The organism is Bacillus gaemokensis (assembly GCF_001590835.1).
GTDB lineage: Bacteria > Bacillota > Bacilli > Bacillales > Bacillaceae_G > Bacillus_A > Bacillus_A gaemokensis.
In genome coordinates, this window is record NZ_LTAQ01000001.1 from 946,710 (window position 1) to 969,698 (window position 22,989).

The 22,989-nt window shown below is 37.7% G+C and carries 23 protein-coding genes and 1 pseudogene; 5 read left to right on the top strand and 19 right to left on the bottom strand.

The features are described 5' to 3' along the window. The 9 genes and pseudogenes from AZF08_RS31075 to AZF08_RS05020 form a co-directional block, all read right to left on the bottom strand. Positions 1 to 1,147: pseudogene (locus AZF08_RS31075) on the bottom strand (DNA translocase FtsK); the annotation flags it as partial. A 157-nt stretch (positions 1,148 to 1,304) separates the two neighbouring features. Next, positions 1,305 to 2,282: an N-acetylmuramoyl-L-alanine amidase gene (locus AZF08_RS04985; RefSeq protein ID WP_033674263.1), complete on the bottom strand. Its 978-nt coding sequence runs from the start codon at positions 2,280 to 2,282 to the stop codon at positions 1,305 to 1,307. A 53-nt stretch (positions 2,283 to 2,335) separates the two neighbouring features. Beyond that, complete coding sequence (locus tag AZF08_RS04990; protein ID WP_033674264.1) at positions 2,336 to 2,689, bottom strand: hypothetical protein; 354 nt, start codon at positions 2,687 to 2,689, stop codon at positions 2,336 to 2,338. A gap of 144 nt (positions 2,690 to 2,833) precedes the next feature. Next, positions 2,834 to 3,448, bottom strand: a complete 615-nt coding sequence (gene ytpR / locus AZF08_RS04995) for a YtpR family tRNA-binding protein (RefSeq protein ID WP_033674265.1) — start codon at positions 3,446 to 3,448, stop codon at positions 2,834 to 2,836. Next, complete coding sequence (locus tag AZF08_RS05000) at positions 3,445 to 4,257, bottom strand: DUF1444 domain-containing protein (RefSeq protein WP_033674266.1); 813 nt, start codon at positions 4,255 to 4,257, stop codon at positions 3,445 to 3,447. Before AZF08_RS05000 ends, ytpR begins: the two co-directional genes overlap by 4 nt. A 78-nt stretch (positions 4,258 to 4,335) precedes the next feature. Further along, on the bottom strand, positions 4,336 to 4,650 hold the full coding sequence (locus tag AZF08_RS05005) for a thioredoxin family protein (protein WP_033674267.1): 315 nt from the start codon (positions 4,648 to 4,650) through the stop codon (positions 4,336 to 4,338). 82 nt (positions 4,651 to 4,732) lie between these two features. Continuing rightward, the gene (locus tag AZF08_RS05010; RefSeq protein WP_033674268.1) at positions 4,733 to 5,242 is read right to left on the bottom strand and encodes a DUF84 family protein; all 510 of its coding nucleotides are present in this window, start codon (positions 5,240 to 5,242) and stop codon (positions 4,733 to 4,735) included. A 58-nt stretch (positions 5,243 to 5,300) separates the two neighbouring features. Next, positions 5,301 to 5,756, bottom strand: coding sequence for a hypothetical protein (locus AZF08_RS05015; RefSeq protein WP_051725716.1), 456 nt, complete (start codon positions 5,754 to 5,756; stop codon positions 5,301 to 5,303). 194 nt (positions 5,757 to 5,950) lie between these two features. Then, positions 5,951 to 7,024, bottom strand: a complete 1,074-nt coding sequence (locus tag AZF08_RS05020; RefSeq protein ID WP_033674383.1) for a M42 family metallopeptidase — start codon at positions 7,022 to 7,024, stop codon at positions 5,951 to 5,953. A 141-nt stretch (positions 7,025 to 7,165) separates the two neighbouring features. On the opposite strand from AZF08_RS05020, the gene AZF08_RS05025 reads away from it, so the two are divergent. Then, complete coding sequence (locus tag AZF08_RS05025) at positions 7,166 to 7,477, top strand: PepSY domain-containing protein (protein WP_033674269.1); 312 nt, start codon at positions 7,166 to 7,168, stop codon at positions 7,475 to 7,477. Positions 7,478 to 7,703: 226 nt separating this feature from the next. Here AZF08_RS05025 and AZF08_RS05030 read toward each other — a convergent pair whose 3' ends face one another. Next, positions 7,704 to 8,558, bottom strand: a complete 855-nt coding sequence (locus AZF08_RS05030; protein ID WP_033674270.1) for a YtnP family quorum-quenching lactonase — start codon at positions 8,556 to 8,558, stop codon at positions 7,704 to 7,706. 71 nt (positions 8,559 to 8,629) lie between these two features. Next, complete coding sequence (gene trmB, locus AZF08_RS05035; RefSeq protein ID WP_033674271.1) at positions 8,630 to 9,283, bottom strand: tRNA (guanosine(46)-N7)-methyltransferase TrmB; 654 nt, start codon at positions 9,281 to 9,283, stop codon at positions 8,630 to 8,632. Between the two features lie 281 nt (positions 9,284 to 9,564). On the opposite strand from trmB, the gene AZF08_RS05040 reads away from it, so the two are divergent. Further along, positions 9,565 to 9,843 (top strand): YtzH-like family protein, encoded by a 279-nt coding sequence (locus tag AZF08_RS05040; protein WP_033674273.1) that lies wholly within the window; start codon positions 9,565 to 9,567, stop codon positions 9,841 to 9,843. Positions 9,844 to 9,846: 3 nt separating this feature from the next. On the opposite strand, the gene AZF08_RS05045 is transcribed toward AZF08_RS05040, so the two are convergent. From AZF08_RS05045 to pepV, 4 genes are all read right to left on the bottom strand, one after another. Further along, the gene (locus AZF08_RS05045; RefSeq protein WP_033674274.1) at positions 9,847 to 10,644 is read right to left on the bottom strand and encodes a phosphotransferase family protein; all 798 of its coding nucleotides are present in this window, start codon (positions 10,642 to 10,644) and stop codon (positions 9,847 to 9,849) included. Between the two features lie 263 nt (positions 10,645 to 10,907). Beyond that, positions 10,908 to 13,049, bottom strand: coding sequence for a type I pullulanase (pulA, locus tag AZF08_RS05050; protein ID WP_033674275.1), 2,142 nt, complete (start codon positions 13,047 to 13,049; stop codon positions 10,908 to 10,910). A gap of 419 nt (positions 13,050 to 13,468) precedes the next feature. Further along, positions 13,469 to 14,023: an RNA 2',3'-cyclic phosphodiesterase gene (gene thpR / locus AZF08_RS05055; RefSeq protein ID WP_033674276.1), complete on the bottom strand. Its 555-nt coding sequence runs from the start codon at positions 14,021 to 14,023 to the stop codon at positions 13,469 to 13,471. 123 nt (positions 14,024 to 14,146) lie between these two features. Then, entirely contained in the window at positions 14,147 to 15,553 is a 1,407-nt protein-coding gene (gene pepV, locus AZF08_RS05060) for a dipeptidase PepV (protein ID WP_033674277.1), read from the bottom strand. 359 nt (positions 15,554 to 15,912) lie between these two features. On the opposite strand from pepV, the gene AZF08_RS05065 reads away from it, so the two are divergent. Then, positions 15,913 to 16,134: a DeoR family transcriptional regulator gene (locus tag AZF08_RS05065; protein ID WP_000805512.1), complete on the top strand. Its 222-nt coding sequence runs from the start codon at positions 15,913 to 15,915 to the stop codon at positions 16,132 to 16,134. An 82-nt stretch (positions 16,135 to 16,216) separates the two neighbouring features. On the opposite strand, the gene AZF08_RS05070 is transcribed toward AZF08_RS05065, so the two are convergent. Together AZF08_RS05070 and AZF08_RS05075 are read right to left on the bottom strand one after the other, a co-directional pair. Further along, the gene (locus AZF08_RS05070) at positions 16,217 to 16,951 is read right to left on the bottom strand and encodes a pseudouridine synthase (RefSeq protein ID WP_033674278.1); all 735 of its coding nucleotides are present in this window, start codon (positions 16,949 to 16,951) and stop codon (positions 16,217 to 16,219) included. Positions 16,952 to 16,991: 40 nt separating this feature from the next. After that, positions 16,992 to 18,644, bottom strand: a complete 1,653-nt coding sequence (locus AZF08_RS05075; protein WP_033674279.1) for a putative polysaccharide biosynthesis protein — start codon at positions 18,642 to 18,644, stop codon at positions 16,992 to 16,994. A 153-nt stretch (positions 18,645 to 18,797) separates the two neighbouring features. Between AZF08_RS05075 and AZF08_RS05080 the strand changes: the two genes are divergently transcribed. After that, positions 18,798 to 20,069: a BaiN/RdsA family NAD(P)/FAD-dependent oxidoreductase gene (locus AZF08_RS05080; protein WP_033674280.1), complete on the top strand. Its 1,272-nt coding sequence runs from the start codon at positions 18,798 to 18,800 to the stop codon at positions 20,067 to 20,069. 115 nt (positions 20,070 to 20,184) lie between these two features. After that, positions 20,185 to 21,630, top strand: coding sequence for an MDR family MFS transporter (locus AZF08_RS05085; protein ID WP_033674281.1), 1,446 nt, complete (start codon positions 20,185 to 20,187; stop codon positions 21,628 to 21,630). Positions 21,631 to 21,724: 94 nt separating this feature from the next. Here the strand turns inward: AZF08_RS05085 and AZF08_RS05090 are convergent, their stop codons facing one another. Beyond that, complete coding sequence (locus AZF08_RS05090) at positions 21,725 to 22,087, bottom strand: ArsR/SmtB family transcription factor (RefSeq protein WP_033674282.1); 363 nt, start codon at positions 22,085 to 22,087, stop codon at positions 21,725 to 21,727. Further along, positions 22,088 to 22,516, bottom strand: a complete 429-nt coding sequence (locus tag AZF08_RS05095; protein ID WP_033674283.1) for an SRPBCC family protein — start codon at positions 22,514 to 22,516, stop codon at positions 22,088 to 22,090. Positions 22,517 to 22,989 lie beyond the last annotated feature (473 nt).

A 22,989-nucleotide genomic window follows, 5' to 3' on the forward strand; every position in this document is an offset into this window, starting at 1 on the left:
CTTCAAATGCTTCCTCTGTTTCCGCAACTAGYTCTTCTTCAAATRCTTCCTCTGTTTCCGCAACTAGCTCTTCTTCAAATGCTTCCTCTGTTTCCGYAACTAGCTCTTCTTCAGCCTGCTCCTCTACTACTTCAGCAACATTCTCTTCTAAAATAGTTTCCTCTACTAGCTGTTCTTCTATCTCTTTCTTACATTCAGTTTCTTCCGTTAACGTTTTATCCATATTCTCTACAATGGAAGCTCTTAATTCTTCTTGTAGAACTTCTTCATTTGCTTCGTTATCTTGTTTTGATAATGCCACTACCTCTTGTACTTGCTCAAATACTTGTACGGCTTCAATTGTATGTTCTTCTTTGCCTTCCTCTTGTAAAGCCGGTTTATGCAACAGGCTATCAGCAGGTTCTATTACTTCCTGAACCTTCTCCTGTTCCTTAAATGAAGGAATTGTACACTCAGTCTCGTAACCGTTTTTCTCTAGCCATTGATCAACAACTGATTTTTCTTCTTGTTTACGTCCTTGTTGATCATACTTTGACGCTTCTTCTTGATCGTTAGAAGGAAGCTTCGACTCTTCTGAGAAATCTGATAGCGAATATCCCTTTTTCTCTAGCCACGCATCAACAACCGACTTCCCTTCAATGGATATTTCAAGATCTTCTCTTTCTTTTTTTTCCTCTTCGACTTTCTTTTTCTCTACCGAAGGGCGATTATATCCAAAGATAGGCGAAATCGTTTCTGTTGGGCGAAACGGTCTTCGATTACTTTCTTTCACCGGTACAGAGGTTTTTTTCACGACAGGCTCTGGCTCCAGCTCAAATTCTGGCTCTACGAATTTATGAACTGGCTTTTCTTCTACGTATCTGTGCCTGCGTCTCTCCATATTCATTGTTCTTTGCGGAGGCTGCTGCTCGAAATATGGTGATTCTTCTACATCTTCCTCTTCAAGCCCATCATCTGGGATCAATGGAAAACGGCATTTGGCACTTGAATTCCGACTCGCCATTTGCGCTTCTCTTGCTTCAGTGTAGTGGTTTACACGAGGTTTTTTCGACTGACTTTCAGTGTTATTCGGTACTTCTTTATTTATCGCTGTTTTCTCTTCGGAATGTTCTTCCTTATTAAACAGCTTTTTCATCCAATCTAACATGTTTACCACTCTTTCTACTAAATAGTAACATCCTTTATTGTATCAGCATTCGGCAAAAAGTGCAGGTAAAATTACGCTTCTCTATTTTATCTATCCTTTTCAATTTTTAGGTAACCACCACATAAAAAAACAGCAGTCTCCTACATAAGACTGCCGCTTAAGCTTTATTGTTTCGATATTCTTCTACACTATCAGTTACACTTTGTAATAAGGAATGCAAATATTTCGGATCTGATAACTTCCGATCTTCTTCAGGATTCGACATAAATCCAAGTTCAAGTAAAACACCGGGAACCTTTGACCAATTGAATCCAGAAAGATCATCTCGAAACTGAACCCCATTTACTTTCACCTGACCAGTTTCTTTCATTTTTTTTACAATAACTTGAGAAATTTGTAAGCTTTCTGTATAAATTCCTTTTGTATAATTGTTTTCCTCTGCTGGTGCCAACACAGCAAATCCTTTTTGTGCTGGATTTTCAGAACCATCTGCATGAAGACGTAAAAATAAATTCGCTTGGTGGTCATTTGCAAATGTTGCTCGTTCTTTATTGCTTATGTCAACATCATGTGTTGTTCTTGTCATCAGTACTTGAATCCCTTTCGCTTCTAGTTTCTCTTTCAATATAAAAGCAGCTTCTAATGCAAGAACTGACTCTCTCTTCTTCGTAACAACCCCTGTTGCTCCATCAGTCACTTTATACTTTTGCTTCGTTGCACCTGGGCCAATTGGCTCTAAATTCAAGTTTGCTTTCTCTTGGTGACCTGGATCAATTACAACAAGAAACTTCCCTTGTGTTTCATTAACAAGTGCGTTCGCCTCATTGTTTTTCGCTGGTGCTTCATTTTGTCCAACTAGCGATGTTTGTTCCATCTTTTTCTCGGGTTCTTGCGTTTGCTCAGTAGCTTGTTCCTGTTCTCTATTTTGCTCCACTAGTGCTTCTGTTTTCTTTGCTTGTTCCTCAGGCTGCTTCTCTGATGGTGTTTTCTTCGTATGTTCTATGTCTTTTTTATTGTCGCTCTGTACAGAAGATGCTGTTTCTTTTTGAGAAGCGGCTTTTTCTTGTTCTTTTGAGCACGCCCCCATATATACGCCAACCAATGCAACTACACACACCATTTTTATATATTTCATCTCTTCTCTCCCATCTTCCTTACACATCAGCAACTTAAAAATACTGGTTATTTTTAATCTTTTAATTGATTTATAATGTCATCAATACGATTAACTATACAAATCGGTTCCCATATTTCTGATCCTTTTTCTGCTGTGTAGATTGGATAAATAGGATTTTCTATATCAACAAAGATAGGATCACCCATATCTGTTTCATATCCAATGACAATCCATCCTTCCTGCCAATCTCCTTTTTTCTCACTTATCAATGTATTTTTATTTTTATCATATCGATAACCAATTTGACCATCCTCTAATTCATTTTCGTGAAATAAATATATTTCATATGATTGTAATTCAACATCATGTTTTTTCGAAGTTTCAATAAGCCCAAGAAGTTCTTTCACTTTTTGATTTTGTCTCATATGCTTTATCCCCTTCTGTTTTTTCTAAATTTTAACTAATTTGTTTTTGGAATACAATACAGATTTTAAAGAGAAACGTTACAATCCAAGGACATTTATATAAAAAAAATAGCCCCATTTTATAATGGGACCATTTTATATAAATTAAAATTTAAATTCTTGTCCAACTTCATAGCTGTCTTCTAATACAAGAATACCTTTTTCCTCAGGAGCATCTGGAAGGGCTAATTCACGTGCAGAGCAAATCATTCCAGATGATGGAACGCCGCGAAGTTCAGCTGGTTTAATTAACATACCACTTGGCATTACTGCACCGATTTTCGCAACAACAACTTTTTGTCCTGCATCAACGTTTGGTGCGCCACAAACGATTTGTAATGTATCTGTACCAATTTCTACTTTACAAATGTTTAGTTTGTCCGCATTTGGATGTTTCTCTTTTTCAGCTACGTATCCCACAACAAACTTTGGCGTGAGGTCTGCTTCTACTTTTTCTTCGAAGTCATTCTTCGCTAAAATGTCATTGATTTTTTCAACAAACTCTTTTGTTAAAGTAATGTTTCCAGCTTCCTTTACTTCTACGTAAGAAGACGCATTAAAGATGTTGAATCCTCCTGTTACGTTACTTTCACGATCATAAACGCGAGCAACATCTCCTTTACGATCAAATGTACGATTTTCTAATGTAATATCTTGCAAGGCAACAATCAATGTGTCGCCAATTCCTTCAAGGTTGTAAAAAACGTTCACTATGTTCATCCTTTCTCTTTTCCATTTGTCTGCTTCCGATTTTTCGCTAAAATAAAGATTGGTTCAAAGCCCCCATCTTCATATACGAATGAAAGTGATGTAATCGGAACATGACCTTCAGCAAAAAACTTCATTGTCATTTGTGCAATAATATCATAACCGATTTCGTTCACGATATCAGCAACAATTAATACATCTTGGTGTGGAACAGCTACAACCATATCGCCTGAAATCTTCTCTCGCATTGTTTGTAATAACGATTCATTTAAAATACGACTCGCATCGTAGCCATCATTTGTGTTTAAGAAATAAAATGTATTCCCAGCTACTTCATCTTGTTTAAATGCATAGCTTAACGAACGAACATTAAACAAGGCCATTTCACGTACTTGCTGCTCAGTAAGTCCTATTTTTTGTAATAACCGTTCATCGATGAGTCGATATGTTTTATTCGAGTCTAATGCATAATAAATACGCGTTTCCGCTGTATGGTCCGTCATAAAGAACGGATTTCCTTCTTCCGCCTGCTTTGGGAAAGAAGTCGAGCGAATAACCGGCAAAATTTTTGCACCGCTATTTTCTTCCTTATGCATAGCAAGCAGTGCCTCTTCTACGTAATATGCAACCTCTTCAATTGCCGTTTCCTTTTTCACTTCCCATTTTGCCACAACACCTGGGAGCGAAACGTTAATTCCTTTTTTCGTATCTTTTTGTTCAATACGAAGTGTATCTTTTTCACTATCATAATGAAATGCCCATTCTGCGCGAGCTAGTCTAGCCATTAACTCTTCTTTCATTTTTTTGCTTGTCATTTTCATTTCGTTTGCCTCCCTTCAAAAAAACAACCTCCCCCGCGAAGGTAGAGGTTGTTTTTACAATTAAATTGGCAAATTGCCTTATTTTAAACCTTCAATAAACTCTTCGATTTGTTCTTGTGTTTTACGATCTTTATTTACGTAACGTCCAGTTTCTTCACCTTTATTGTACGCTACAAAGCTAGGAATGCCAAATACATCTAGTTTTACACATAGATCAATAAACTCGTCACGATCTACATAGTAAAATGAGAAGTCGCTATATTTTTCTTCTACTTCTGGCATAAATGGGTCAACAAAGCGGCAATCTGGGCACCATTCTGCTGAGAACATAAAAATGACTTTCTCCTCATTTTTTAACTCTTGAAATTGCTCCATGCTTTCTAATGATTTCATCTATATTTCCTCCTCCAACGAAGTGTATCTTTTCATGTCTAATCTTCTTTTATACTACCATACATCACGCACTGTGCAAGGTTTATGCTTGTTTTTCGTCATACTTATATTGTCCAACTAATAGCTTTACAACATGCACAAATAACCCTGTACGGTCAACGTATTGATCAGTAAAAATCCCGATTGCTCCTTCATGGCTACGAATATCTTTCCGCTTTACAAATGCCTCCATTACTTCACTTAGCTCTTTCCCGCTCTCAAGAGGAGCAAGAAAATCATCAGGCAATTTAATTCTCGCGCCGCCCGCAACAAATACTTTTCCTGAGCTTGTTGTTAAAGCACCCCAGTTGCACATAAATAAGCCGTACTCTGTTTTCATTACGCCGCCTTCTAGTCCAATTCCGATGTCAGCTTGTTCTTCTTCTAGCGCTCTCTTCGCTCTATTGATCGCACCTTGCATCGTTTCTTCATCAGAAAATGGTTGCGCTGCTACTCCTGACGGAACAGAAACAGAAGTAATATTCGCTTCTTTCCATACTTCCTGTACAGCACCTACTTTTGTTTGATTTTTTGATCCAACTGCTACTTTCATATCATCCACCTCAATTTCTATATACATCCTTGTCAAAACGAAAAAGTTGAATTATTTTTTATGGCAATTCATATTCCCATCTATGCGTGCATTCCGTCAGCATGTACTGCCCTGTATCTCTTTCTAAATCCCGCTTATAATTTATGTAACCACATTGTTGCGATGAAGTAATAGTGTCAATCGGATTATCCGGCGACTGTTTGAAACGACTCAGATCAGGTGTCACTTCTATCCAACTTTCTTTCGTTTTTTCATCATAACGGGATTTCAAATGATATATGAGCCAGCCTTCTGCTTCTTCAGGTGCATCACTGGCTAAAGAAGCTTTCCCTCCAAAATATTGACGGGCTACCGTGATTTCTCCCTCTTTCCCTTTCTTCATGTCCTCCATAAATTGGAGGATTTCATGAATATCAGCATCTTTAACTTCTTCCTCAAAGACACTGCGATTCACCAAAAATAGTATAGCTATAATTGACACCACAATACCGATTATTACCCATTTTTTTGTCATGTGATTCCCCCACTATTGATTTATAAATGAGCTGACTTTACTCTAAATCCATATTTTTTTCGTTTCACATGGCATGGGGCCAAAATGGGCACTGACCGCCTCTATGCATGGGCGGACGCTCTTTCCCACCTAAAAAAGAGTATTTTTATTTCTTTTCATATACGAAAAGAAAAGGCCGGAATCGGCCCTTTCTTTTAAGCGTTGTTTTTAATTGTTTCTAACGTTGTTTTATCTGTTGCTTTTACAAGCTTCGTAATTAATTCTTTTGCCGCCGCATAATCATCAACATGCAAAATTGAAGCATGTGTATGAATGTAACGAGCACAAACACCGATTACTGCTGATGGAATACCGGAGTTACTTGTATGTACACGACCTGCATCTGTACCGCCTTGTGAAATGAAGTATTGGTACGGAATATTATGTGTTTCTGCTGTATCTAAAATAAATTCACGCATCCCTCTATGCGTTACCATTGTACGGTCGTAAATACGAAGAAGCGCTCCTTTTCCTAATTGACCAAACTGCGTAGTATCACCAGATGCATCATTTGCTGGACTTGCATCAAGCGCATAGAAAATATCCGGCTGAATCATATTAGCAGCTGTTTGTGCACCGCGAAGACCTACTTCTTCTTGAACAGTTGCACCAGAATATAATGTATTTGGTAATGTTTCATCTTTTAATTCTTTTAACAATTCAATCGCAAGGCCACAACCATAACGGTTGTCCCAAGCTTTCGCCATAATTTTCTTTTCGTTCGCCATTGGTGTAAACGGACAAATTGGAACGATTTGTTGCCCTGGTTTGACACCAATTTCAAGAGCTTGTTCATAGCTATCTGCACCTATATCAATTAACATATTTTTTATATCCATCGGTTTCGCACGCTGCGCATCACTTAATAAATGAGGAGGAATTGATCCTACAACCCCAACAATCGGTCCATTTTTCGTCATGATTTGTACGCGCTGTGCTAGTAACACTTGGCTCCACCATCCACCCAGCGTTTGAAAACGAATCATACCGTTTTTCGTAATTTGTGTAACCATAAACCCAACTTCATCCATATGACCAGCTACAAGTACGCGCGGGCCATTCTCATCCCCTTTTTTAAGGCCAAACACGCTACCTAAACCATCTTGGACAATTTCATCTGCATATTTACTTAACTCTTGTTTCATAAAACGGCGCACATCGTGTTCAAACCCTGATGTCCCTTGTAATTCTGTTAACGTACGGAATAGTTCTAATGTCTCTTTATTCACGAAGTTCCCTTCTTTCAAACCTTAGTAGAATACCCCTTTTATTGTAACGAAATTTTCGAAATGTTTCTAGTTTCTTCTTTTTTCATTAGAATTGCATTATACTTATTACCAATACAATTTTTTTAGAATTGAGGTGAATATATGAGCTGGAAAGGTTTACTAGCTGGTCTTGGCGTTGGTTTTGCAGCTGGTTATCTTGTTGCAAATAAAGTACAAGAACAATCCCATATTTCTTCAGAAAAAGCATTGAAAATGGTGAAAGAAGCATTAAGTCATAAAGGCGAAATTACTGGCTCTTGGGTACATATGGTTCCAGAGACATTTGAAAAATACGATGTTGCGTACGAAGTATACCGCGGTGGTCTTACAACAATTTTAAATGAGATACAAGAACGATTCGAATTTTTGGTAGATGCTAAAACAGGTACTGTTTTAGAAGTAAAAGCTGCATAAAAAAGCTAGTTTTCACTAGCTTTTTTTCATTACACTTATGCTTCTATATATCCCTGTTGATTTTCCGACATATAAATCGCGGCTATGAAAACAAAAGGAGATCTGCACTTATTTTCTCTTTTTGTTTTCACTTGACATGGGGCTAAAAAAGGCCCTGACCGCTTCTATGCACGGGCGGATGCTCTCTTCTACCTAAAGATCAGATTTTATGTCGGTTTTTTAATTTTTATTTATATATACTCTCCACTCTCTCTAATTTCCCTACCATATTCCCTTCCTCATCCCACTTCACAGCGCGGTAATAAGCATCATGATAGAAAGTAAACCATGCCTTTTTCTCCGCACCATATTGCATCCACTTTTGCTTATGTTCAATGGACGTCATTGGGTAATCATCATATGCCATCACCCATAATACGTTTTGATGAGCGTGCGTCGGCAATAAATCTGCTAAATGAAGCATTGTTTCTCCCTGACTTTCAAGAACGACAACAGCATGACCATCGCTATGCCCACCTGTATGTACCATCCTCGCTTCATCCGTAATATGTATTTCCTCTTTGAATGTAACAACTTGTTCTACAATTGGCTCCCAGTTTTCCTTCCAATATGTATTACGTGAACGAATATTAGGCTTTCTCATTTCGTTCCACTCTATTTCTGATACATAGACTTTTGCATTTGGAAAAGTAGGTACAAGCTTGCCATTTTCCCATTTCGTTAAACCAGATGCATGATCAAAATGAAGATGCGTCATTAACACGTAATGAATATCTTCAGGCTGAAGGCTAAGGCCCGCTAACGATTCATGAACCGCCGACTCTTCTGTCACACCTTGATTTCGCTTCATTTTTTCATTCATTTTCTGATTGCCTATTCCTGAATCAATGAGCATATTTCCATCTTTCGTCTGCACAAGCAATGGATCTGTTCGTAAATAAATATGATTTGTATCATTATGTTTATACTTGCGTGACCAAAGCACTTTCGGTACAACACCAAACATCGCACCTCCATCTAAATGAGTGTTCCCGCCGCGTAGCCATGTCACTTTTATTTCTCCAATTTGTAAATGTTCCACTTAGCATTCCCCCTTTTCTATTTAATTTTAACATAACATTCAGATTATTTTACGTATAAAAAACCTGTGCATTACTGCACAGGTTCCGTACGATATTTCGCTTCAACTCGATAAATACGATGACCTTTACTAGAAAATTTCTCTTCGTATTCCGTCATAATATTACCCTCGAAATCGCTGTTATGAAGATCTAGGCTAAGGAATGTTAATAGCATGCCATATTCAGCCATACTCATAAGGGAGTATTCAAATAAACTTTGGTTATCTGTTTTAAAATGAATTTCTCCGCCTGTTACTAATACTTCTTCATAATTACGTAAAAACGTTTTATATGTTAAACGACGCTTTTCATGACGGTTTTTTGGCCATGGATCTGAGAAGTTTAAATACACGCGATCAATTTCGCCTTCTGCAAAGAAGATCGTTAAATCTTCAGCATCTTTATTAATTAATTTTAAGTTCGGTACTTCTTCTTCAATCAACTTATCAAGTGCATCTACGATAACACTTGTGAATTTTTCAATTCCGATATAGTTAATATGCGGGTTTGCTTTTGCCATTTCATAAACAAAACGACCACGGCCTGTCCCTACTTCAATATGAATGGGCTGTTCATTTCCAAACACCTCTTGCCAATTACCACGGCGCTCCTCTGGGTTTCCAATTACAAACTGTGAATACTCATTAATTCGGTCCATTGCATAGGGTTTATGTCTTAAACGCATAGATGTCTTCCTCTCTTTACCAGACTATTTTTAGAAGGCTTATTCCTTCTTTCTTTTTTTGACTCAATCTATCAAACAAAAAACCAAGTACGTACGAGCACTCGGTCCGTTTCTTTCAAGTATAAGATGTACCATTTTGATAAAAACTACAAAGAGCATAAAACGAAACTTCTATCTCTTAACGAAGAGTTTCGCTTACCTATGATTAATGAAGACACGATGAAACAAAACTTTTCTCTTACTTGTTCAAGTAGAACAACAATCGAAAGGATGATCCTATCATGCCGATTAATCAACAACATCAATTAGAAGTTCTAAAGGATATTTTAGTCAATCACCAAAGTGATTGCTGTGGAACGGTTTCTGAATGCGAACAACTAGAACGGCTTATTCAATCATTGCTTGCAAACGACAACGTAAGTAGCGATGTAAAAGCAATGCTAAACGATGTATTTTACTATAGTCAATCGGGTAAATATTCTTCTGATTTGGACAACCATATTTCCAATAATCAAGAGCAGCTCACGCAATGGATTGCTGGAATGGACAGCTTTTCTTAATATTTACTCTGAAGCAAGTAGTTGCTGTAAATATTGATGCCAATATTCAGCTTCTGCTTGCTGTTTTTTTGTTGTATGCCATTGAACAGAAAGAATCGACTGCGCCACAACATACCACTTCATACGACGAAGCAGTGGCTCAGTCATTTCAATATCATAATGCGCTAACCACTCATCCCACTGATGACGCGGCACATACCAATATAGTAACATACCAATATCAAGGGCTGGGTCCGCAATAACTGCTCCATCCCAATCAATTAAAAATAGTTCATTTTCATCTGACAGCAACCAATTATTATGGTTTACATCACAATGACATACGACAAGGTCATCATACTCCACATTCACAAGGGACTCTTGTAAATACTGGAGCCCTTTGTGAATCGCTTCGTCTTTCTTCACATCATCTTTTAGAATAAAATGTACTTCCTCTAGTAAATCCTGTGCATGCAGCGGCTGTTTCCCAAGTCTTTGTATCATCTGCACAAGCGCTTTAGAAGAATGTATTTTCTTTAAAAGCTTCGCAACACGTTCTAATTTCATATCCTCTGGCTCAAGCTTCTGTCCTGGAAGCCACTTTTGAGCTGAAATCACATCACCGTTTGTTATCCTTCTTGTCCAAAGTAACTTTGGAACAATTCCTTCTGCTGACAATACCGCTAAAAAAGGCGATGTATTCCGCTTTAAAAATAGCTTTTGTTGTCCATTTTGTGCAATATATGCATCGCCTGTTGCCCCACCAGCGGGTATAAGACTCCACTCTTCTCCTAATAATTGTTCCAACCATTCCATATTCATTACCCGTTAACAAATCCTTATCTTTTATAGTTATGAAAAGAAAAACCGCAACACTCTTTGAACATGTTGTGGATTCATATATTTTTTACTGTAGTTGAATGAAAGAAAAAGAACACTTGGCATGGGCCAAGAAAATAGGACAAACCGCCCCTTCTTTTGCTTTACTTTATTTTACAAAACCAATACAAGAATGACAACTTATCGAAATCGTCACCTTTGTCAATTCTACATTTATTACATTCTCACCGTCAAGTAGCGATTTGTCACATTATCGCCAATATATATGTGCTGATCGGGGACATTTGAAGTTCCTTTCCTTGAAATGAAGAAATTGGTTGTACGTTTGCTTTCCTATCATTTGCTAATACATACCATGTCTCCTCTTTTGGAAGAGCAATTGTCTCTACTTGTAAACCACTATGAAACAAAACAACAATTTCTTTCCAAGAGCCAAACGCCCCTACATTTTTCAAATGATAAGCAAGAGACGCAGGAGGCACTTGCAAAAAGTTCATATGTTTCTCGATGGACTCAGCTGTCGATAATCGTAGAGCTCCATGTGCTTTACGAATCGCAATCAGCCCTTTTATATAAGCAACCGTTTCCAATTCTTTTTCTTTTTGATCCCAATCTAATTGGTTGATTTCATCATTCGCGTTATAACTATTTTCATTCCCTTTCTTGGAACGATAGAACTCTTGCCCGGCATGTAAAAATGGGATTCCTTGTGAAAGTATTGTCATGGCTGTCGCTAAACAATGACGTCGTTTTAAAATATCTTCCGTTTCTTGATTACTACATACGAGTTTATCCCACATCGTCATGTTGTCATGACATTCCACATAATTAATACTTTGAACGGGCTCACAAAACAATCCTTCCCGTTTTATATGCGAAAGGCTTCCTGCTAACACGTATCGCAAATGTTTTTGATCCACACTTCCCCCAAATGCAAAACCCCGTTTATTCACATCAAATGTACTACCTTTTATCGCATCACGGAATTGGTCATTAAACTGTGCAATACGAGGCATTTTTTTCGCATTCCTTAGCGTCGCCTTCTCTTCTGCTAGAAGGGGTGTTTGCAGCTCCCAACCTTCCCCTAATAACAAGGCATCTTTTTTTCTCGCCCTAACTTCTTTTTCTAATATATTCATCGTTTCTATATCTAAAATCCCCATTAAATCAAATCGAAAACCATCAATATTATATTCCGTCAGCCAATATAAAACGGAGTCCATAATAAATTTCCGCATCATTTTTCGTTCAGATGCTAAATCATTGCCAACACCAGTTCCATTTGATGGCATACCATTTTCACCATGCCTGAAATAATACCCTGGCACAAGTTTTTCAAATGATGACGTTTCCCTTTCATATACGTGGTTATATACAACATCTAAAATGACGCGGATGCCATGCTCATGAAACTTCTCAATCAGTTGTTTACACTCTACGATTCGATTATAAGGATCGAATGGATTTGTGGCATATACTCCCGTTGGCACGTTGTAATATAACGGGTTGTATCCCCAGTTATATGACGCGAAGGGCTTCGTTTCATCTACTCCAGCAAAATGGTGGAGTGGTAAAATTTCAACATGTGTAACTCCTAAGTCTTTTATATAAGAAAAAGCAGTTGCCGTTCCAAGCTTCCCTTTTGTATCCTCTTCTGCTAGTCCCGTATACATTCCTTTTTTCTCTGCACCACTATTTGGATGTACTGTTGCATCACGAATATGCAATTCATAAAGGATTGCATCTGCAAAAGATTCCAGTTTAGGTAATGTGGTTTGTTTCTTTATATATGTCTTCGCAAGATCAATAACAATTCCGTATTTTCCATTTATCGATACTGATTTCGCATACGGATCTACAGCTTCGTTCCATATTAAATTAATGCAAACGAGAAAAGTGTACTGCGCTCCATCAAGGTTTCCCTGTAAAACGCGAGACCAAACTCCATTCTCTCCTCTATTCATCTCATAATCTGTGTACTCTTTATCACTTTTATAAATTCGGATTTTCGCAAGTCGTGCAGTCGGTGCCCACACTTTAAAAGTTGTTTCTTCTTTTTTGTAACAAGCTCCTAAATCTGCAGCTTCATAATAGTATTTCTCATCGAATGCAGCTGTTCGAATCACCGCTCCAATTTGTAAGTCTGTCTCTTCATCCCGCTCATCTCGCACCGTATAATACTTCCCTACATCAAGTGAACGTTCCATGTAGCATTCATACTTTGTTGCCTCTGGAAGTGAAATCGTTTGAGCGATAGGCAACTCCCATACTTGATTTCCTTCATGCAAAACAAATGTCCGGCTTGTTCCATACGCATACGGGAGCAAAATTGTAATCTTATTCATTTCATCTAAATAGGCTTCAAATGGACGTTTTACTTTCAACATAAAAAATCACCATCATTCTCGAAATTAAAATGAAACTATATAAATACAAATTGAAAAACCGACATAAAACCTTTCTTTTTAGGTAGGAGAGAGCAACTGGCCATGCATAGAAGCGGTCAGATTCTCTTCCTGCCCCATGCAAAGTTAGAACAAAGAGAGAAAACGAGTACAGATCACTTTTCGCTTTACATAGCAGAGGATTTTGTGTTGAAAAATCAAAATGGATTTATATATCTGTAAGAAATAGGTATCTCCTAAAGATAAAGTGACACTTCCATCAGTGGGGGTTTTCTTCATCCTTCCTTGTTTCTCTCTGAATATTGAGGTGGGGGTCTTACTGCCCGAAAATAACAGGATAAATCGGACGTTACACAAACTTACTATTTCCTATAGTATATTCACATGTATAAGAAACGTTTTCATACTTTAGATTTCTGTAATTTTATTTCAGCAATAGGCTTATATTTTGGTGTGTCCTTAACATTTGACTGATACAACGCTACAGTATCTGCTTGAAATGATACTTTTTTCATTTGCTGCACATTGTTCAAATAAAACTCTTCCTCTCCTACCCATTTACGCGCAACCGTAATGTGCGGATGATAAGGGCGTGTTTCAAGAGAAAAACCGTTATTTTCACAAATGGTATGCACCTGTTTTTGTAACTCAAATAATGCTTGATTTTCGTTTATCCCAGCCCAAAATATACGCGGACTTTCTGGACGACCGAATGTAGCAAAATTTTGCAATACAAGGTCTAACTCTGGTGTATTTCTGAGTAGCTGTAACCCTTTCTCTATTCCTTGCAATTGTTCCTGCCCCGCGCTCCCTAAAAAAGAAAGTGTAATATGATAGTCCTCTTGATGTACCCATGAACGAAATAACAAATTATCCTTCATTTCCTCTTTATAATTTGCCAGTATTTCTTTTATATGACTTGGCAGAGTAACTGCTATGAAATAGTGCGGTTCCATATATATCAGCTCCTTTTTTGTTATTGTTGCTATTCTTTTGTATCTCATTCAACCGAACGAGAAAAGGGTAAAAGAAATCCGCTCCCTAAATAGAGAGCGGTCCTATTTCATCATACAATCAGCCTATTTCGCTAACTCATAAACTGCTTGTGCATAAATTGCTGTTGCTTTTAGTAAATCTTCAATTTCAATATACTCATCTTTTTGGTGAGCAAGTTCTTCTTTTCCTGGGAATAATGGTCCAAATGCTACACCAGCTTTTAATGAACGCGCATATGTACCACCACCAATCGCTAACAGCTCTGCTTTCTCTCCCGTTTGTTCTTCATACACACGTTGCAGCGTACGAATTAATTCATGGTCCTTATCAACGTGATGCGGACGAGAATTAGAGTAATCAGCTACTTGGAAACCTTTTTTACCGACATAGTCTTTTAATTTTTGCACAGTCTCTTCAAAGTTCGTCGTTACTGGATAACGTACATTTAAACCTAAGTTTCCGCCTTCTTCTTTCGTATAAGAAAGACGTCCAACGTTCACTGTTAACGGTCCGCTAATTTCATCTTTATAAGCGATTCCAGCTTTTTCTCCAAGTGTATCACCTGTAAATGTTTCTGTTACGAATGATGCAAATGAAGCTCCTTTTCCATCAAGAGCAACTGTTGTTAAAAATTGAGCTAGTAACAATCCGGCATTTTCACCTTTTTCAGGAGTTGATCCATGTGCTGAAATCCCTTCAATTTGCAACGTCACAGTATTTCCTTCTACCGCTTTCTTACCTGTTTTCTTAACAGTTTGTAAATATTGTTCGTAAGCCTGTGCAAGCTCATTTGCTTTCTCACTCGTAATAACCGCTTCCGCAAAATCAGGAACCATGTTTAAACGGCGACCTGAAGAAAATGAAATAAGCTCATAGTCTCCGCCTGTAGCTTCACTACCACTTTGCACCACTTGTATATCAGAAATTCCTTTTTCTGCGTTAATAATTGGGAAATCTGCATCTGGTGCAAAACCGATGGTTGGCATTTCCTCATTTTTAAAGTAATGATCTACACATTTCCAATTACTTTCTTCATCTGTTCCTAAAATCATACGAACACGTTTAGAAAGTGGTAATCCTAATTCTTTCACAATTTTCATCGCATAATAAGCCGCCATTGTCGGCCCTTTATCATCAATTGCACCACGTGCAAAAATCTTCCCATCACGAATATCCGCGCTATATGCAGGCGTTGTCCATCCATCTCCTTCTGGTACAACATCAACATGACAAAGAATACCAACTAACTCTTCTCCTTGTCCCATTTCAAGGTGCCCTGCATACCCTTCTAAATTTTTAGAAACAAACCCTTCTGCTTCTCCTTTATGTAACATGAAAGATAGTGCTTTTGCTACACCATCTCCAAAAGGTGCACCTTCTTTTGCTGTCTCTTCTTCCCATACGCTTTTAATTTGTAAAAACTGTTGCACATCATGAATTAATTCATCTTTTCTCTTCTCAACTTCTTCTGTCCAATTAATTGCTGACATAACTTATTCACCTTCTTCTATAATCTCTCTTTCATCATAGCAAACGAAAATCCCTTATGCCAACATTGAAACACTAAATAACGAACAATTATAATTTTTCGGATATTTCTAACTAGTTTTTCTTTTATTTTTCTAAAAAAATTTGCAGGAATTTGGCGTTTCACGTAGAAATTTATTTGGTAGTTGATAGAAGAGACACAGAAATGTCAGCTACCAATATTTTTCTATTTTATTATTTGTTAAACTTTTGTAAAATTTAAGTAAGTTAAAGCATGAAATTTGTCATGTGGAGTACAATGGAAGTAAAGACCTTCTTTCCTGAATGGGGTCAAAAAAACTAGTAGAGGAGTGGTTTTCTCTTGAAACCTACAACTACTCGTATGCTAACACGCATTAAATCAATTTATATGTACATTAATGAAAATGGTACGGTAACGACGAAAGACCTTGTAGATGAGTTCGGGATCACACCGCGAACAATCCAACGTGATCTGAATGTGTTGCAGTTTAATGAACTCGTGTATAGCCCTTGCCGCGGCAAGTGGACAACAACAGGAAAGAAAGTGAGAATGACCTCATAACGAAAACAATTGTATCTAAAATAAATACATACCCCTTTCTATGAAGTTAGAAAGGGGTTCTTTTTCTTGTTTGGAATCGGTCTCAATCTTGACTCTCTGTTTGAACTTGATATGTTTTCAGCATTTCAACTTCTTCATCTGTCAACTCACGATATTGACCAAGCTCTAGCTCTTCATCTAATACTAAAGGTCCCATCTCTGTTCTCTTTAAGTAAACAACTTTTTTCCCAACCGCTTCAAACATGCGCTTCACTTGATGGAATTTACCTTCTGTAATCACAAGCTCAATTTCAGAAACATCATCGCTTTTTAAAATTGTAAGCGCGCCTGGTTTCGTCTCATACCCATCATCTAAAATAACGCCTTTTGCAAACTCTTCTACATCTTCTTCTGTTACAACTCCAGCTACATGTGCATAATATTTTTTCGGTACATGCTTTTTCGGAGATAACAGCTGATGTGATAGCTTCCCATCATTTGTTAATAATAGAAAACCTTCTGTATCGATGTCGAGTCTTCCAACTGGAAACGGATCAAAAATCGCGTCTTCTAATTCTAATAAATCTACTACTGTTTCATGATTATCATCTTCTGTTGCTGAAATTACACCTTGTGGTTTATGCATCATTAAATAAATAAACTCTTTATACTCAACAACCTCTCCATGAATGATGACTTCTTGTTCTTCTACATTCACATGAAATTTCGCATCTTTCACTGGCGTTCCATCTATTTTCACAACGCCATCTTTCAATAATTTCTTTACTTCTTTTCTACTTCCATATCCCATATTCGCTAATAATTTATCTAATCTCATTCTTTTCACCTTCTTATTTATCATAGAAAAGGGGACGTATTTACGCCCCTTTTGTTTTTATCTTTATTTTTAATCTACTACCCAGCTTACGCTGAATCTTTTCTAAAGATTCTCCACCAAATACTCTTTCTAGTACACCCATGCGAATTGCTAAATATCCGTAAGCAAGACCACCAATACCTGCACAAATCGCAACAGTAATAAGCGCTCCAAAACGACTTTCAGACGAAATCATAAAGGATAGCATTCCTTGTGATAGTTTTACCACAATTACCATTACGAGTGTTAATACTGCAATTTGGAATGTTCTCTTATATACAACACCGAATGAATAGTGTGCATATTTTCGAATTTGTTTATTCGTATACCAAATGGAAGCTAGGAATCCAATGCCTGTTGCTACAACAGCACCAATTGCACCGAAATAACGGATTAAAATAACATTGCATAAAAACTTTAAAATAACGCCCATACCAAGCGCAATAATCGCATGTTTTTGTTGGTTAATTCCTTGTAAGATAGCCGCAGTCACTGTAAATAAAGCAAATAGTAAAGCAACCGGCGCATACCACATAAGAACCTGTCCACCTAATGGATCCTTTTCATAAAACGCTGTATAAATTGGATACGCAAGAGTAGAAATACCAATAACCGCTGGTAACGTTAAAAACATATTTGCTTGGAATGTTTGTGTAATCTGTAGCTTCAAATAACGAAATTGTCTTTCAGTAAACGATTTTGTAATAGCTGGAACAAGCGTTAAACTAAACGCTGTCGCAAGTGAAACTGGAATCATAATTAATTTATGCGTCCACATTGTAAAAATACCAAGTGCTCGCTCTGCGATATCACCTTGCCCAATCGCTTGCATAATAGAGTTAAATGTTAATGTATCGATTTGTTGATATAGAGGAATCGTTAATCCTACTACAACATAAGGAATCGCATAGGCAAATAGCTCTTTAAACAATTGAACCGTACTTACTGTTGATTCTGGTACAGTTTGTTCAATCACATGTTGATCTAAATACTTTTTCCGTTTTAACCAGTACCAAACTAATACACCAAGCGCCCCTACTGCTGAAACAAATGCTGCAAAAGTCGCTACTCCAACTGCTGTTGCTACTGATCCACCTACTACTTTAATGACAATGAAACTACCCGCTAATAAAAAGACGATACGGATAATTTGTTCAATAATTTGTGAAACCGTTGTTGGTCCCATTGATTGGTGACCTTGGAAGAAACCACGAATTAAACTTGCTGCTGGCACAACAATTAACGCAAAGCTAACAAGACGAATAATTGTCGTAACTTCTTCTACGTTGTGATGAATACTTTTTTTGCCAAGCATTGCTTCTGCAAATAATGGCGCAGACATATAAAGTAACAAGAAAGAAAGAACTCCTGTTGCAATCATCATAATCATTCCTGAACGGAACATTCTTCGGCTTGTTTTATAATCTCCAAGCGCATTATATTTGGAAACAAATTTCGAAACAGCAAGCGGCACTCCCGCCGTTGCGATACTTAAAAAAATCGTATATGGAATATACCCATATGTATAGAGCGTTCCACCTTCTGTGCCAACTAATGCATGAAACGGAAAGACGTAAATCATGCCTAGGAACTTAACTAAAAATGTCCCTAACGTCACAATAAGCGTTCCGCGCAGAAACTTTGAATCGGACATATAATAAGCCTCCTACATATATATAACGCTGAACTCTAACTTTTGTATTGTACCACAATTCCTTGGCGAAACAGTACCTCACTGTATTTTTCTTTTCTAGGAAAACGTGCTATTCTTTTAGGCAGGAAATGTAGAAAATGAGGTCGATATATTATGCATTATGATGTTATTGTCATCGGAGGTGGCCCTTCAGGATTGATGGCCGCAATCGGTGCTGCTGAAGAAGGCGCAAGCGTCTTGCTTCTTGATAAAGGAAATAAACTAGGACGTAAACTTGCGATTTCTGGTGGTGGTCGTTGCAACGTAACAAACCGATTACCACTCGACGAAATTGTGAAACATATACCAGGAAATGGTCGTTTTTTATACAGCGCCTTTTCTATTTTTAATAATGAAGATGTTATTACTTTCTTCGAAAACCTTGGCGTACAGCTAAAAGAAGAAGATCACGGTCGCATGTTCCCTGTATCAAATAAAGCGCAATCCGTTGTAGATGCTTTATTAACAAGACTAAAAGAACTAGGTGTTAAAATGCGTACGAATACACCTGTTGAAACCGTGGAATATGAAAATGGTCAAACGAAAGCCGTTGTTCTGCAAACAGGTGAAGTTATTGAAACAAATCACGTTGTAATCGCTGTTGGTGGAAAATCTGTTCCTCATACTGGTTCAACAGGAGATGGTTACGCTTGGGCTGAAAAAGCAGGGCATACGATTACAGAATTGTTCCCAACAGAAGTCCCAATTACTTCAAATGAACCTTTTATTCGTGACCGTACATTACAAGGTCTTGCTTTGCGCGATGTAAATTTAAGTGTATTAAATCCAAAAGGAAAAGCTGTCATTTCTCATAAAATGGACATGCTCTTTACCCACTTTGGTATTTCTGGTCCAGCAGCTCTTCGCTGTAGCCAATTCGTCGTAAAAACGATGAAAAAATTTAAAATGCGCGCAGTAGAAATGAGTATTGATGCACTGCCAGAAGAAAATAGCGAACAGCTCTTCCAGCGCATGATGAAACAAATGAAAGAAGAACCGAAAAAAGGAATCAAAAATGTTTTAAAAGGTTATGTTCCGGAGCGTTATTTCCTATTCTTATTAGAAAGAAATGGGATTGATGGTAGTGAGCAGGCTGGGCAAGTTTCTCATGAAAAGATACGTGCACTTGTGAAAGACTTCAAAGAGTTTAAAGTAACAGTAAACGGCACACAGCCTCTTGAAAAAGCATTCGTGACAGGTGGCGGCGTTTCTGTTAAAGAAATTCATCCGAAAGAAATGGCTTCTAAATTAATGAATGGCCTATACTTCTGCGGAGAAGTTCTTGATATCCACGGTTATACAGGCGGCTATAATATTACTTCTGCTCTTGTTACAGGAAGAATTGCTGGGACAACTGCAGGACAAAATGCAAAAACACAGTACTAATTCAGAAACAGAGTAGAGATTCTCTCCACTCTGTTTCTTTTTTGTTGCTTTCTATAGCTTAGTAGCTTTATATTTTATATTGTGAACATTCGAAAAGGGATAAAGGGGAAAACATATGAGAAAAAAAGTCATGATATCTTTAATGTTAATGACGTTTCTTTCCGCCGTGGAAGGAACGATTGTTAGTACAGCAATTCCTCGTATAACGAGCGATCTGTCTGGCGTTGAACTCGTTAGCTGGGTATATGCAATTTATATGCTCGCAACAGCTGTTTCAACTCCAATCTACGGAAAGTTAGCCGATCTATTCGGACGAAAAAAAGTTCTGCTCATTGGAGCAGCAATCTTTTTAATCGGTTCTGCACTATGCGGAATCGTGACATCTATGGAACAGTTAATTCTCTTCCGCGCTCTGCAAGGTATAGGTGCCGGTGCCGTTATGCCAATCACAATGACAATTATCGGAGACTTATATAGCGAGGCAAGAGACCGTGCAAAAGCACAAGGCTGGATGAGTGCTGTTTGGGGCGTTTCAGGTGTTATTGGACCATTAGTAGGTGGGTTTTTAGTTGATTCCCTTTCTTGGCGCTACATCTTCTTCTTAAACGTTCCATTTGGAATTCTTGCTTGTGCCATGATTGCAATTTCTTACAAAGAATCCATTAAACCAGCAAAGCACCATATCGATTATCCTGGTGCGATTATCTTTTCACTCAGCACAATCGCTTTACTTTATGCACTATTAACAGGAAGCAGTAAGCAAAATTGGGGAGACATTACAATTATCAGTCTGTTAATCTTTGCAGCTGTTTCATTCATTATTTTCTTATTCGTTGAGAAAAAATCTCCGGAGCCATTAATTCCGTTAACACTTTTCTCTAATCGCACTCTATCCACTGTAAACATACTAACGCTTATTGCTGGCGCGATGATTATTAGTATTACAATGTACCTTCCAATTTGGAGCCAAGGGGTATTAGGAAAAAATGCTACAGAAGCAGGCCTTATTCTTATGCCAATTCCTGTTATGTGGACATTCGGTGCGATTCTTTCTGGAAATTTAGTTGGTAAACTGCAACCGAAGCAAATCATTTTACTTGGAGCTAGCATATTATCCATCGCTACCTTCTTACTATTTACATTATCAACTCATTCACCAGCATTTCTTATTTATGTTGCAGTAGGGCTATTTGGTTTAGGAATGGGGCTTATTACACCAATTTATATGGTAACCATCCAAGCAGCTGTCCCTGCTCATACACGCGGAACGGCAGTAGGCTTAAACACATTTATTAATACATTTAGCCAAACATTAGGGGCTGCTGTCTTTGGAACGATCTTTAATACAATGATTCATGCGAGAGGGATTAAGAATCTTGATTTAGTTTCTTCTGGCGGGCATGGAGCAGCAACTAACGTAGTAACCGACTCTCAAGAGGCATTAGCTTCTAGCGTACATGTCATTTATATGAGTACATTCGCGTTAGCACTGCTTACATTATTCATCGGATGGCTCTTGTTAAAACCAGCTCAAAACAAAGTGGAAGCAGCTGAACAATAGAGAAAAAGAGGGTGATCGTTTATAACGATCATCCTCTTTCTATATATCGGCGCTTTTTCGAATATATTGACCTTCCGACAATATGTGCTATAGATTACTCATCCTCTTCCGTTGTAATAACGCGCAATTCTTTTTTTCCATCATTTTCAACCACGTGTTTCAGCATGAACAATTTATTATTCCAGAACTGTTCATAATACGAAAGCCACTGTTTTAATTCTGCTAATGGCTCAGGGTGTAATCGGTACAACTTTTCTCTTCCGACCTTTCTTCCGCTCACTAATTTCGCTTCTGAAAGAACATGAAGATGCTTCGCAATTGCTGTACGACTTACCGGAAAATGCGCTGTGATTTTAGAAATAGGTAATTCTTCTTCAATTAGTAATCGGAGTACTTCTCGGCGGGTTGGATCAGCAATCGCTTGGAAGACATCGTATCTCGCTGCAGATGCGGACACTTACCCTTCAACAACCTTTTTCAATTTTTCATTTACAATTGCTACCCAGCCGCCCGCCATTCTATCGCGAATAACAGAACTTTTCGCGTTCGCTTTCGGAAGAATTGCATCAGGGTGTTTCCAGCCGCCATGAATAAGAGTAAACTCCGTTTTATCTCCTAAATCTTTTAAAACAAATGAAACTACCCAGCCATCTGTATCCCAAGAAAAAGATACACGATGTGGCTCATCGATTTCTAATACTTTACATGGTGATGGACCAAAAGGTGATTGCACATGAAATTCATGCCCTACTTTCGCTTCAAAATCATTTGGCATAAACCAAGCCGCAATCCCTTCTGCAGTTGATACCTTATTCCATACTTTTTGAATAGACGCTTCAAAAATAACTGTTTGTTTAATGTCTTGTAATGTATTTTGTTGTTCCATTTTATTTCTCCTTTATAATACGTTTTAAATATAACACCTTTTGGTTTCATTTTTATAATATAACACCTTTTGGTTTCACGTCAACTTATAACATTCCATCTCCCCTTCATACAATTTCTCAATGCACGTTGAGAAATTCTCAACATTTTTTCAACAGGACAAACACCCTTGCAATATTTCTTCATAATATACTCACAAAGGCAAATCAAATATAGAGAAACTTCTTCATCATTTGTTCTCAAAAGTAGCGAAGCATAGTCCGTTCTATTACTAGTCTCTCCTCCTTCCCTCGGGACTAGTGATTGAGCTATGTATAACGATTATGAGGAAGATGTCTAAAAAGATTTCCAACTTCATGAACAGGTGGTCACTTCTCACCTCCTCAACATTTTCAAAAATAACCATATTAGGAGAGAATATGCTACCTGTTCACCCTTCTTCTCTAAAGACTATTAAAAATATTTTCTACAATA